This window comes from Paracoccus angustae (assembly GCF_042648745.1).
GTDB classification, from domain to species: Bacteria; Pseudomonadota; Alphaproteobacteria; order Rhodobacterales; family Rhodobacteraceae; genus Paracoccus; species Paracoccus angustae.
Map to the genome: position 1 here is coordinate 21,577 of NZ_JBHRXY010000029.1, position 13,793 is coordinate 35,369.

The 13,793-nt window shown below is 64.3% G+C and carries 7 protein-coding genes; 2 read left to right on the plus strand and 5 right to left on the minus strand.

Annotated features, from left to right (window positions below; all coding sequences use genetic code 11):
* Positions 1-94 precede the first annotated feature (94 nt).
* Positions 95-8,497, plus strand: coding sequence for a GH36-type glycosyl hydrolase domain-containing protein (locus ACFOM8_RS18635; RefSeq protein WP_377763722.1), 8,403 nt, complete (start codon positions 95-97; stop codon positions 8,495-8,497).
* Between the two features lie 117 nt (positions 8,498-8,614).
* Here the strand turns inward: ACFOM8_RS18635 and ACFOM8_RS18640 are convergent, their stop codons facing one another.
* From ACFOM8_RS18640 to ACFOM8_RS18655, 4 genes are read right to left on the minus strand one after another with little or no spacing between them, the layout of a single operon-like run.
* Positions 8,615-9,187: an SAM-dependent methyltransferase gene (locus ACFOM8_RS18640; RefSeq protein ID WP_377763723.1), complete on the minus strand. Its 573-nt coding sequence runs from the start codon at positions 9,185-9,187 to the stop codon at positions 8,615-8,617.
* Positions 9,177-9,836 (minus strand): PIG-L deacetylase family protein, encoded by a 660-nt coding sequence (locus tag ACFOM8_RS18645; protein WP_377763725.1) that lies wholly within the window; start codon positions 9,834-9,836, stop codon positions 9,177-9,179. Before ACFOM8_RS18645 ends, ACFOM8_RS18640 begins: the two co-directional genes overlap by 11 nt.
* Positions 9,833-10,840: an acyl-CoA dehydrogenase family protein gene (locus ACFOM8_RS18650; protein WP_377763726.1), complete on the minus strand. Its 1,008-nt coding sequence runs from the start codon at positions 10,838-10,840 to the stop codon at positions 9,833-9,835. The genes ACFOM8_RS18645 and ACFOM8_RS18650 overlap by 4 nt, the downstream gene beginning before the upstream one ends.
* Entirely contained in the window at positions 10,837-11,823 is a 987-nt protein-coding gene (locus tag ACFOM8_RS18655; RefSeq protein ID WP_377763732.1) for a glycosyltransferase, read from the minus strand. The genes ACFOM8_RS18650 and ACFOM8_RS18655 overlap by 4 nt, the downstream gene beginning before the upstream one ends.
* Positions 11,824-12,396: 573 nt before the next feature.
* Between ACFOM8_RS18655 and ACFOM8_RS18660 the strand changes: the two genes are divergently transcribed.
* The gene (locus tag ACFOM8_RS18660; RefSeq protein WP_377763728.1) at positions 12,397-12,900 is read left to right on the plus strand and encodes a DUF2934 domain-containing protein; all 504 of its coding nucleotides are present in this window, start codon (positions 12,397-12,399) and stop codon (positions 12,898-12,900) included.
* A 143-nt stretch (positions 12,901-13,043) separates the two neighbouring features.
* Here the strand turns inward: ACFOM8_RS18660 and ACFOM8_RS18665 are convergent.
* A partial coding sequence (locus ACFOM8_RS18665) for a transposase (RefSeq protein WP_377763729.1) occupies positions 13,044-13,793 on the minus strand: 750 nt, incomplete at its 5' end.

Here is a 13,793-nt window from a genome sequence, read left to right on the forward strand (position 1 = left end):
GTCTCGCCTTCCCCGCCGGCGCAGAGAAAGCAAGGAACTGCGGCCTGATCGGTTCGTTCGCCCAGTGACACCCTTTTCGGCGAAGGCGGTATTCGTGATCTTCAGCCCATCTCATGTCCGTGGCCCAAGGGCGGGCGGCGCCATCCGTCCTGATAATTCCCGCCACACCCCCCAATGGGCTGAACTGCCGGCACCGATCCGGCATGACGTCTGGCTGGACCGTAGCCCGGCCCAGGCTGGGTCTGATCTGGGGACTGCGTCCGCGCCCGCCCTGCCCGCCTGGCACCCCTTTGCCTTTCCCGATCGGCTGACCAACAACCGCGCGGCGGTACGCGCCACCTATCTGTCAATCCTGAACGAGGTCCGCGACAAGGGCGCTGTCACGCCCGCCGCCGAATGGCTGCTGGACAATCACCATGTCGTCGACGAAACCTTTCGCCACCTGCGCCGCGATTTGGCGCCAAAGGTCTATCGCAGCCTGCCGTCCCTACAACTGGCCGGAGGTGAGACTGTCCCGCGCGTCCTGGCTTTGGCTTGGACCCATGTGGCGCTCACTAACTCCGCCCTCACGCTGGAAAGCCTCAGCCAGATTGTTGGCGGGATGCAGCGGCATCTGGACCTGACGATCGGGGAGATCTGGGCAGTCCCTTCGCTGCTGCGCCTTGTGCTGCTGGAAAACCTGCGCCGCCTGGCCGACCGGATCGAGGACGGCCGTCGCAAGCGTGCCGCCGCCAACGTCTTGGCCGACCGGCTGATGGGGGGTACCGTCCCCGAGGCTGCCGCAGCCTTGGCGCCCGAGGCGGCGGCGGCCCGTGACGCGACCTTTGCCGCGCAGATGCTGTACCGCCTGCGCGACGGGTCGGGCGCGGCAGCCACGGCGCTTGACTGGCTGGAAGCGCGGCTGGCCGAGGCGGGGCAAACCCCGGACTCAGTACTGGCCGCCGAACACGCGCGCCAGTCCAGCGGCAATGTCACCGTGGGCAACATCATCCGCAGCCTGCGCCTGATCGACGAGATCGACTGGCTGAAATGGTTTGAAAGCGTCTCAGCCGTGGATCGCGAACTGCGCCGCGCTCCGGACTATGCGGCCTTGGACAATCCCACCCGAAACGCCTATCGCGAACAGATCGAGCGGCTGGCCCGCCGGTCCGACCTCACCGAGGTGGCGGTGGCGCAAGCGGCGCTTTCGGCCTCGGACGGGGCAGACCCTGGGCGGATCCTGATGGGTGACGGGCTGCAGGATCTGGAAGCACGGATCCACTATCGCCCGACCATGGCCCAGCGGTTACGACGCGGCATCCGCCGCGGGGGCTGGCCGATGCTGGTAGGACCCGTCACTGTCCTGACCTTGGCGGTTGCGGCGCTGATGGTGCAGGGTTTGGAAGCGCCGATCGGGCTGGCGGCGCTGTTGTTCGTGCTGGCCTTGTTCCCCGCGTCGGAAGCAGCGCTGGCGGTGGCGCAGGTCACTGCCGCGCGGCTGTTTCCACCCCGCCGCCTGCCCGCTTATGACTTCACCGCCGGGGTGCCCGAAACGGCTCGGACGCTGGTCGTGATCCCCTGCCTGCTGACCTCACGCGATGAAACCGACGACTTGCTGCGAAACCTGGAACTCCATTACCTCGCCAATCCTTTGGGGGCGGTCGACTTCGCGCTGTTGTCGGACTGGGTTGACCACACCGCGGAAACCCGCCCCGATGATACCCTGCTGCTGGCCCATGCGCGCGACGGGATCGAGAGGCTGGCTCTCCGCTATGCGGCCACCGGACGTCGTTTCTATCTGCTGCACCGGCACCGCATCCACAACCCGCAGGAAGGTGTGTGGATGGGATGGGAACGCAAGCGCGGCAAGCTGACCGAATTGAACGCGCTTTTGCGCGGGGACACCGACACTTCCTTCATGGCCACTGGCCTGCGCCCCCCTGCCGATGTGCGTTTCGTGCTGACGCTGGACAGCGACACGCGCCTGCTGCGCGATACGGTGTCGGCGCTGGCAGGCAAGCTGGCCCATCCGGTGAACCGCCCGATAGCCGACGCCACGGGCCGGGTGGTCGCAGGGTACGCAATCCTTCAGCCGCGGGTCACGCCATCCCTGACGGCGGGGGACGAGGCTTCGGTCTTCCAGCGGATCTTTTCGGCCAACCGGGGGCTGGACCCCTACGTTTTCACCGTGTCCGACCTGTATCAGGATCTGTTCGGCGAAGGCAGCTTCACCGGCAAGGGCTTGTATGACGTGGATGCCTTTGCCCGCGCGACCGAGGGGCGTATCCCGGAAAACACTGTCCTCTCCCATGACTTGTTTGAAGGCGCTCTGGCCCGCGCGGCCCTGGTCACAGATGTGCAGGTAATCGAGGATTTCCCGGTCCGCTATCACGTGGACGCCGCGCGCCAGCACCGCTGGATCCGGGGGGACTGGCAGCTTTTGCCGTTTGTGATCGCACGAAACAACGGGCTGGACGGGTTAGCGCGCTTCAAGATGCTTGACAACTTGCGTCGGTCGCTGCTGCCCGCCGCCTGGATCCTCGCCTCGGTCGCGGGCTGGCTGACGCTGGCGCCCGGCGCGGCGATGCGGTGGCAGGTAATGCTGATGTTGACCCTGTTTCTGGGTCCGCTGATTAGCTTCTACTCCGGGCTGGTGCCCGGACATCCATCCGTCTCGACCCGGCGGCACTTGCGGGTACTGCTGGCCGAGGCGGGCGAAGCACTTTCCGCCATGCTGCTGCGCCTGTCCTTCATGCCGCACCAGGCGGCATTGGCGCTTGACGCAATCGGCCGGACCCTGCACCGGATGCGAGTCAGCCGACGAAACCTGCTGGAGTGGCGCAGCAATTCCGAGGTAGCAGCCAGCGGTGTGGGCGGCCGTTACGATTACCTGCGGCAGATGGCGGCCGCACCGGCGGTTGCGGTTGCGGCACTATTGCTGGTGGCACTGCTCAACCCCACGAACCTGCCTTTGGCGGGATTTCTGGCGCTTATGTGGGGTGGTGCGCCCTGGATTGCTTGGGAAACCAGCAAGACGCTGGAAACCCATGATCGGCTAGACATTGCCCCGGCAGACGCCGCCGCTCTGCGCCGCACCGCCCGCATCACCTGGCGCTTTTTCGAGGAGTTCGTAGGCTCTGATACCCACCACCTGCCGCCGGACAATTTCCAGGACTCGCCGGACCCGAAGGTGGCGGAACGGACCTCGCCATCGAACGTCGGGCTGTATCTGCTGGCCACGCTGTCGGCCCGCGATTTCGGCTGGATCGGCCTGCCCGAAACACTGGATCGGATCGAGGCCACGCTGACCACGCTGGAGCAGATGGAAAAGCGGAACGGTCATCTGTTCAACTGGTATGACACGCGCGACCTGTCAGTGTTGCAGCCGCGCTATATATCCTCCGTGGACAGCGGCAATCTGGCAGGGCATCTGGTCACGCTGGCCGCGGCCCTGCGGGGCTGGGCGCATGGGGCCATTGTCCATGTGCCGACCAACCCGCAGGGCATTGGCGACGTGCTGGACGTGCTGGCCCGCCAGTTACAGGCGATCCCCGACGACCGCCGCGCCTTGCGGCCGCTGCGCCGCCGCGTTCAGGAACGGATCGAGGGATTTGCGCAAAGCTATGCAAACATCCTGGCCGAACCGCAACTGGCCGCCGTGCGCGGCCTGAACCTGGCGGTGATCGCAAGCGACATCCGCCAGTTCGCCGAGGCCTATGTCGCCGAGATCGACGACAATGGCAGCGACCTGATCTGGTGGGCCGACGCGCTGCAACGCGTCTGCGAAGCAGCGATCCGCCCGCCCGGAAATGCCCCAAAGGTGCAGGAACGGATTGCAGCTCTGTCCGAACGCGCCCGCGCACTGGCCTTTGGCATGGATTTCGGCTTTCTGATGAACCCGCAGCGGCGGCTTTTGTCCATCGGCTTTCGCGCCGATACCGGCCAGCTGGACGAAAGCTGCTACGACCTGCTGGCCTCCGAGGCGCGGCTGTCCAGCCTGTTTGCCATCGCCAAGGGCGACGCCCCGAACGAACATTGGTTTCGGCTGGGCCGGCCGGTGGCCGCCTTGGGCGCCCGTGGCGCCCTGCTGTCCTGGTCCGGCTCGATGTTTGAATACCTGATGCCGCCATTGGTCATGCACGAACGCCAGGGCAGTCTGCTGGCACAAGCCTGCGAGGCGGCGGTGGATCAGCAGATCGATCATGGCCGCACGCGGGGGGTCCCCTGGGGCGTGTCGGAGAGCGCGTTTAACGCCCGCGATCGCGACATGAATTATCAGTATTATGCCTTTGGCGTGCCCACGCTGGCATTGAAGCGGTCGGGAACCGATGATCTTGTGATCGCCCCCTATGCCACAGCATTGGCCAGCCAGATCCGGCCGCGAGCCGCGGTCGCGAACCTTGACCGACTGGAGCGGATCGGCGCCCTGGGGCGGCACGGTTTTTTCGACGCTATTGACTTTACCCCGGCCCGTCTGCCCGAAGGGGCCAACCTGGCTGTGGTCCGCACCGTCATGGCCCACCACCAGGGCATGACCATCGTAGCCATTGCCAACGCCGTGCTGGAAGGCATTCACCGCGACCGCTTCCACGATGATCCGGTGATCCGCGCAGCCGAACTGCTGCTTCAGGAAAAGGCACCGCGTGAGATCGTGCCCATCACGCGCACGACACCCGATAGTGGACTGACGGGCAGCGATGCGGAACTGGCCCCTGCCGCCCAGACAGTGGTGGAAGACCCAGGCCAGGCGCCGCGTGCCATCGGCGTGCTGTCGAACGGGCGCTATTCCCGGATGGTCACGGCCACCGGCACCGGGCGGTCGCGACTTGAAGACCGTGCCGTCACCCGCTGGCGCCCCGATCCCACGCTGGATCGCGACGGCCTGTTTGTGTTCCTGCGCGACACTGAGACGCAGGACTGGTGGTCGGCGACGGTTGCACCAAAACCCGCCCCGTCCGAGGAGGCGCAGACCATCTTCTCGGACCACAAGGCGGAATTCCTGAAAACCGCCTATGGGATCGAATGCCATCTGGAGATGATCGTCGCCTCCGAGGCGCAAGCCGAGGGGATGCGCCTGACGCTGCGCAACCGGTCCGCCCGGCCGCGCGTGATTGAGATCACATCCTATGGCGAAATCGTGCTGGACCGACCGGAGGCGGATCTTGCCCATCCGGCTTTTTCCAAGATGTTCGTGCATACCGCGATCGGGCGCGACGGCAGCGCCGTTTTCGCCCGCCGCAACCGCCGCGGGTCGGAACCCGTCCTGCATCTGGGGCATCTGGCCATCGGCGGCACCCCCCTGGGGGCCGAGACGGATCGCCGGGCGTTCATCGGCCGCGGGCGCGACATCACCCGCCCGGCCGCGATGGACCCCGGCGCCCGGCTGGCGGGTGGACAGGGCTTCACGCTCGACCCGATCTTTGCGCTGCGCCGCCGTGTTCGCATTGCGCCGGGCAAGGAGACCGTTGTGACCTTCTGGACCATCGTAGCGGACGACCCGACGTCGCTCGAAATTGCCCTGGGCCACTACGCGGACCGTGCCGTCTACGATCACGAAAGCCGGCTGGCCTGGACCCGGTCGCAGGTGCAGTTGCGTCATATGGACAGTTCGCTGGTCGAGGCGGCAGTGTTCCGCGCCTATGCCTGCCAACTGATCTGGCCTGACGGCAGCATGGGCGTGCAGGATCCCGAAATCCGCAAGGCGGTCGGTCGCCAATCCGGGTTGTGGGGGCTGGGCATCTCGGGCGACCTGCCGATCATGGTGCTGCGGATCGACACGGAAAGCGACCTGCCCATCGTCCGCAAGGCTCTCCGGATGCAGGATTATTTCCGACATCACGGGGTTCGGGCCGATCTGGTGATCCTGAACGACCGCGCGTCCAGTTATATCCAGGACTTGCAGAACGCGCTGACCACGCTGTGCGAAACCTTTATCCGGGCCGGGCATCCCGACCCCGCCGCGCGCCACGTCTTTGTGCTGCGCCAGGACCAGATGGACCCTGCGGCGCTGCGGGGGCTGTTGGCGGTGGCCCGCGTGGTGCTGCACAGCCGGAACGGCAAGCTGTCCGAACAACTGGCACGGGTCGAGACCACTTCTGCGACGCCCCCCCGTCCGGCGGTGTTGACCCTGCCTGCCCCGGCTCCAGCCGCCCCGTCCCCCCTGCCCGACTTTCCGGCCGAGGAGTTGCGCCATTTCAACGGCTATGGCGGCTTTTCCGCCGACGGACGCGAATACGTTATTCGCCTGCGCCACGGTGAATCCACGCCCCAGCCCTGGATCAATGTGATTGCCCGTGACGACTTTGGCTTTCACGTGTCTGCCGAAGGCGCGGGCTTTACCTGGGCGGTGAACTCGCGCGACTACCAGATCACACCGTGGTCAAACGACCCGGTTGAGAACCGTCCCGGCGAGGCGATCCTGCTGCGCTGCCGACGAACCGGGCGCATCGCCTCGCCCTTTGCGGCAGTCTGTCCCGATCCGGGCGCCATCCACGAAGCGCGGCACGGACTGGGCTTCAGCCGCTTTCGGTCCTGGAGCGGATGGGTGGACCTTGATGCCGTGCAGGTGCTGGCCGCCCGCGGTCCGGCCAAGCTGACCCGACTGCGGGTGACGAACCGGGGGCGCGACCGCCTGGACCTTGATTGCCTGGCCTATGCCGAACTGGTTCTGGGTAACGACCGGGGCCGCACTGCGCCGATGATTCGCGCCCGCGCTGACGGCAACACGGTCATCGCTGGCAATGCCTGGTCTGTCGAGTTTCCGGGACGCGCTGCGGGGCTTGCCTGCGACAGGCCGGTGACGGGGCATCTTGCCTCGCGTGCCGCGGTGCTGGGCGCAGGCGATCTGCGCCGCCCCGATGCACTGGCCGCTGCCTGGCCCGGCAGTTCGGCCGATACATGCGGTGATCCCTGTCTGGCCCTGCGGACCAGCATGACGCTGAACCCCGGTGAGACAGCCGAAGTGATCTTCGCCCTTGCCGATGCGCCGGAGGCCGAGTTGCCCGACCTGCTGCGCACCGTCACCAGCGGGGCCGAGGTGGCGAAGGCGCTGGAGCATGCGGCGGTCGAATGGAACGGGTTTCTGGATACGCTTCAAGTCCAGACGCCTGACCCGAAGCTGGACCTGATGGTCAACACCTGGCTGCCCTATCAGGCGTTGGCCTGCCGGATCCGGGCGCGGTCGGCCTTTTACCAGGCTTCGGGCGCGTTCGGGTTCCGCGACCAGTTGCAGGACACCTCGGCCCTGATCCTGCACGACCCGGACCTGTGCCGCCGACAGATCCTCAACGCGGCGGCGCGTCAGTTCACCGAAGGCGATGTGCAGCACTGGTGGCTGCCCGCCAGCGGCGCCGGGGTGCGGACGATGATCTCGGACGATGTCATCTGGCTGGGCCACATCACTGAACGCTATGTCCGCCTGACTGGCGACCGGGCCATCCTGGACGAACCCGTGCCCTTTATCACTGGTCCTGTATTGGAACCGGGCCAGCACGACAACTTCCTGACACCCGAGCAATCAGGCGAAGTCGCGCCCCTTTACGACCATTGCGCCCGCGCACTGGATCTGGCTGTGGCGCGGACTGGATCGCACGGGCTTCCACTCATGCTGGGTGGTGACTGGAACGACGGCATGAACCGGGTGGGCGAAGAAGGACGGGGCGAGAGTGTCTGGCTTGGCTGGTTCCTGTGCGCCACCATCGACGCGTTCATCCCCTTGGCCGAGGCACGAGGTGATAATGACCGTGCCGCCGTTTGGCGCACGCACCGCACGGCGGTGGCCGAGGCACTGGATGCCGCAGGCTGGGATGGCGCCTGGTATCGGCGCGGCTATTTCGACGACGGCAGCCCCTTGGGTTCGGCGGACTCAGCAGAATGCCGCATCGACTCCATCGCGCAAAGCTGGGCCGCCATCTCGAAGGCGGGGCGGCCTGACCGGGTGGGACCGGCAATTGATGCCGCCCTGACTTGGCTGCTGGACCAAGACGCACAGGCGTTGAAGCTCTTCACGCCCCCTTTCGAGAATACCGACAAGGAACCCGGCTATATCAAAGCTTATCCCCCTGGCGTGCGGGAAAATGGCGGCCAATACACTCACGCCGCAAGCTGGATGGTCTATGCCCTGGGCAGAATGGGCAGGGGTGCCGACGCGCACCGGCTGTTTGATCTTCTGAACCCGATCTCTCACGCCGAGAACCGGGCCGATGCCGACCGCTATCGTGTGGAACCCTATGTTGTCGCAGCCGATGTCTATGGCGAGGGGACGAAAGCTGGGCGCGGCGGCTGGACCTGGTATACAGGTTCCGCCGGCTGGCTGTACCGCGCGGCAGTCGAAGGCATCCTGGGCATCGTCCCTGAAGGCGGCGATCGGCTGCGGATCGAACCAGCCCTGCCGCCCGACTGGCCCGGCTTCAGCGCTACGATCACAGTGGCGGGCCACAAGCGCCAGATCGAGGTGACACGGAATGGGGTCACGCTGGACGGAGCGGGACCGGGAGAGGATGGAACGTTTGCGCTTTAGAATGGCAGCCGTGTACCAAATTGTGTGAGGAGCAATAAGGTGCCGGCGGTCTCTTGAGCTTCAGGCATTCGCGCTTCGACAGCATGAAGTTCAAGGACTTCCGCTTCCGCGTGGAAGTCAGTCACATGCGCGACCAACTGGTGCCAGAACATCGATCCGAAAACCTGAGAAACAATCCGTCCGCTTCGTGACAAGTGCTTGTTCAAGCAGGCCCACGGCCTCCGCGCCCTTGAGCGGCTCGTCCGTAGGGCCTGTCCAGTTCACCGCAACGATGAGGCCTGCTGCGTGCTTGTTCAGCCATTGGCCCAGCAACGCGATTTCCTGTGGCGTCATGAAGTAAAGCACCTCTGACAGAAGGACGAGATCAGGCTGCATCTCCGGCAGCGATGCGGGTGCACTGCCTTGCAGAACCTTTGCCTGCACAAACTCGGCAAGACTATGGCGAGCCGCATTGGCTGCGGCGGGAATGCACTCTATCGCGGTCAGGCGGCGGCAGCGGGGCGCGAGGCGGCGGGCCAGTTCGCCATTGCCGCAGCCGATCTCGAGGGCGTTCTCAAATGGACCAGGCCCAATTGCCGCCAGGGTGGCTTCGTACTTGGCTGCCTCATAAGGACTGGACCGGTGGTTCCACGGATCCTCGCTTGCCGCATATAGCCCGGCTAAGTGAGCGAGGGTTTCGCTAAGCGGCAATGATGATCTCCGGGTGGGTGAGGAAGTGCTCCTGCCGCCAGACTTCCATGACAAAGCCTTCGGGGTCATCATCGATCAAGGGCGTCATCTGGCTGCGATGGCAGGCCAATGCCCGCCTCTTCGCCTCACGCGCGGCACTTGACGCCACGATTGGTCTTGCCCGGGCTGTGAGGTTCGTGAAGCGGCCCCAGATCGGATAGTAGGCAAGCACGACGTCCGGCCTGGCCATCTTTTGTGCAAGCTGCGCCACGCTTTGATGATCGACATGCGGATCACCCTCCCACGTCGCCAGCAGCAGCGCATCCTGCGGGATCAGAGGGGAGATATCCGCGTCCATCTGCACCTGACAGTCTCGGTGCCCCAACCAGTGCATCGTTGCTCCCAGGATCGCAACGGCGGCCTCAAGCTCATGCCGGCGCTCTTCGGCAAGCCGTTCAGCGGGCCATTTTGTGGATTTGGGATGCGACCGGCTGCCGTCGGTGACGCAGATCACGCTGCAGGACGCCCCTTGGGCTGCTGCGTCAACCAAGAGGGCTCCACAGCCCAATGTCTCATCATCCGGATGGGGGGCAAGCACGACCAGAGGCCGGCCTTCGAGCAGTTCGTCCACGCCAATGGGCGCACCAAGGTGCTGGAGAAAGCCGCTCATCCGATCCATCTTTCGCGCAGGAGAGGCGTTTCGAGGATACGGGCCATGGCACCCAGGGCCAGGCCATCGGGATTGGCCTGGCGAATATAGAAGCTAAGGTCGCGGCGAATGCGATCGGCAGGATGGCCTGTCGCAAAGGATGCTGCACCAAGAGCCTGATCCATGGCGTTCATCAGCGCAACTGCTTCCTCGGCGGTCAAGAGGCGCGCCAGGATCGAGGCCTCTGCATCCTCAGGTGAGGCATCGGACCGTTCAACGGCAAGCGCAGCCTGCCAAAGCCACAATCGTACTGTCTCACAGGCCGTCACCATGGCGCGCAGGCGCATGGCCTGTAGGGGCGCCGCCTGCTGCTGGCGACGCTCCAGGTGTTCGGTCGTTATCGCTGTCAGAGCCCGCATTGCACCAAGCTGCACGGCAGCATAGCGCCACACACCGCCCTGGAAGTGCGGCTCGATCAGATAGTCTCCGGGCTCGCCGATCCAGACCGCCTCGGCCGCGGAAATCCCGTCCAGATTGCAGCGCCCCGAGGCGGTCGCCTGCATCCCCGACACTTTCCATTCCTTGGGAAAAAGCCGCCCTTCCAATTGAGCGCGGCTGAAGAGCAGAAGTTGCAGCTGGTCTTCTGCCTTTGCGGTGACAATGACATGATCAAGCACATCCGCACCGCTGGCAAAAAGCTTCTGTCCTCGAAGCATGCCGTCCTCGATCCTGACCGGGTCAGGGCCGTCGGCGCCCCAGATGCCAAGCAGGCCGCTTGGTCTCTCGCCCGAGCCATACAGGTGGAGCAGCTTGATTGCGTTCACGTGGCCTTCGAAGATCCTGCCGGCTGAGAGGTTCGCTCTGCCCAGTGCAACCAAGGCATCGAACAGCTCGCCCGTGGAAAGACGGGCCTCCGGTAGTCCCCCCTGTCTCAGCGCAGCGGCCAGGGTGCGGCCCGATGGTCCATCGTTTCCGTCACACGGTGCCACGGCGACAAGCTGCGCCGCATGAGCAATATCGATCATGCGGCCTGCTCCTGGTGCAGCAACATCTGCGGGCGCACCGTTTCTTTGATCAATCGTTCCAGAGCTGGCAGTCCTGCCTCCAGGTCGGAGGCCCGCAGCCGGGGGCCAACAGGATGGGCACGGCTGGGAAAGGGCAGGATGCACCCGGCAACCGTCCGATCCCACAGCTCAGCCAGGAGATGCACCGGCAGCATTGACTGATCCGCCAGGGGGTCCTCCTCCTGCATGCGATGACGCAGGGCTTCCGCCATGCCGCCTTCTGCGCGCCCGTGTAGCCTGCCTGAGACAGTGGCGTTCATCTCATAGGCGTAACGAATGGTCAGGCCATGCACCTCGGCATGATGCACCAAGGCACGGTCTTCGCTGGTCCGAACCCTGGGCAGGCCACCGATCGCTTGATAGCAATCAGCGCGGATCGCCATGGAAGCTCCTGACTCGATATAGTGCGGGCGTTGAGGTCCCTGCCGCTCCGTCAGAACGTCGATGGCATGACGCAGCTCGTGCTGGAGGTTGCCATAGGCCGCCTCCGCCGCTGTCACCCGTTGTCCGGTGGACGTGGCAAGAACATGACGGCAGTCCGCATCGATCCTGCCGCAGACCAGATCAGCACCCGCATGGGCGGCGTCGAGTGCCGCGGCGATCCAGTGGGGGTCAGGCGCTGCATCTCCGTCCGTGGTCAGGATCAGAGCGCCCGCGCGCGCGGCAAGGTCCATCGCCTTACGCCGCGCAATTCCGGCATGGGCATCAGCAAACTCGATCTCATGCAACTCTAGACGAAGCGAAGGATGGGCAAACGACCGGACGATCTCCGTGCTGTGATCGGTGCAGTTGTTAGCGAGAATGACAACAGTTACGGGAACAGGGGATCGCATCGCCGACGCGGCCAGAGCCCGAAGCAACTGTGGCAGTCGCTTTGCTTCGTTTCTGACAGGAACTGCAACCATGATCTGCGTGAGGGCGGGGCGATCATCTGCCACAATCATGCTCAAGAGTGATCCATCCATGATTGGCCCTTTTGATCCTGAGGCAAACTTCGGAACGCATTTCAGGGTTCCGCAGGCGTGGACGCGGTCTTGCCTCCGCCTGATCTCACCCCTCGTTGCGGGCAGGCACGCTGGCAAGGTCTTGTCGCAAAGGAAAAGGAAGAAGGGGCGCCATAGCGGCCCTCTTGCTTTACGCGGCCATTTGCCGTTTCCAGAAGCGAAGACAGCAGCAGGCTGCAATGAAGATTTCCGCGTTCGACGCTGGCAGAAAGCCCTCCTCCAGGCTCTCAAGCAGTCCCGCCGTGGCGAACAAGGTTTTTGCGGCATTCGTTACAAGCGGCCACCCTGCAATGCGCCAAGGTAGTCGCCGCGAAGTCGCGTCTGGCGCGCTAGAGACATGCTGAAGCAGGTTCGACTGCCGTCATCCAGCATCAGGATCAGGTCTGTTTCCCAGAAATCAATGGCAACGTTTTGGCACCATGCCACGTTGGGACGCATAGTATCGAACCGCCGGCGATCTGGATCCTCTTGTGACGGACGGAAGATGCCAGCCTAGTGACACGAGGACTTCTGATGAGTGAAAAACGCACACAACGGATCCAGGATCGGGCGCACGCCATATGGGAGCGAGAAGGTCGTCCCCATGGCCGGGATGCTCAGCATTGGTCGCAGGCAGAACGCGAGATCGCCGCGGAGGACGAAGCCCACGGATACGGAACGACTGGCCCCACAGCCGAACGCCGCACACGCAAGCCAAAGCCCGTGAAGGAAGAAGCCGAGGAGGCTCCGAAGGCAAGGCAAGGACGAGAGGCTAAAGCGGAAACCGAGGTCTCGGCGGAAACGAGCCCCCGGACCAAGGGCCGCAAGCCCAAGGTTGTGGCGGAAGACAGTGCGGAGGCACCAAAGGCAATGCGCGGGCGAAAAGCCAAGGCCGTTTCCGAAGACGAGACAGCCAGTTCAACACCAGCCAAAGGCCGCAAGTCCAAAGCCGCTGTCGCGGAGGAGACCACAGATCCGAGGGCTGATCTGGCACAAGAGCCGTCGGCGATCACCGGAGCCCCTAATCAGGCTGAATAAATTGCTCATACCTCACCGTGAGACCACCGCGAGATCAACGCCAGCGAGCCTTTCTTGCAGCAGCCCAATTTTGTCCGTCGTCGAATGATTTGGAACAGGCGGCCTGATGTTGGTCTGGAGGGCTCTGGCTCTGTGGGTTGAGGTTATGCTGCCTGGCGCTGATGGTTCAAGCGCCGGTTCTGGATGGTCAGTTTCTTGATCTTCTCTCTTTCTGCGAGGATGGCCGGGCCGCGTCCGAAGTAGACATCAGCGGGCGTGAGGTTGCCGAGGCTCTCGTGATAGCGGTGGTTGTTGTAATGCTCGACAAAGGCCGCGATGGCCGCCTCAAGCTCGCCCTGCAGATAGTAGTTTTCCAGCAGAATGCGGTTCTTGAGGGTCTGGTGCCAGCGCTCGATCTTGCCCTGCGTTTGGGGATGGTTGGGGGCACCGCGAACGTGATCCAAGCCATTTTCTTCGAGATACCTGGCCAGGTCACCGGCGATGTAGCAGGGGCCGTTGTCGCTGAGCAGCCGGGGCTTGTGCAGCACGGTGACGCTGTCACATCCGGATGCAGCGAGCGCGATATCAAGCGTCGCGCTGACATCGTCCGCGTTCATGGTGGTGCACAGCTTCCAGCCAACGATATAGCGGGAAAAGTCATCGAGGACGGTGGACAGGTAGAACCATCCCCAGCCTGTCACCTTGAGATAGGTGAAGTCGGTCTGCCACATCTCGTTTGGCCGAGTGGTCTTGTCCCTGAACTCGTCCCCCGCCTTGATCACCACATAGGCCGGGCTGGTGATGAGGTCATAGGACTTCAGCAGCCGATACACGGAAGCTTGTCTTAAGATTCTTCCTGGCTCCTGTGCGATACGGGAGCCGCTCTCCGGCACCTTATACATGCCGGAGAGCGG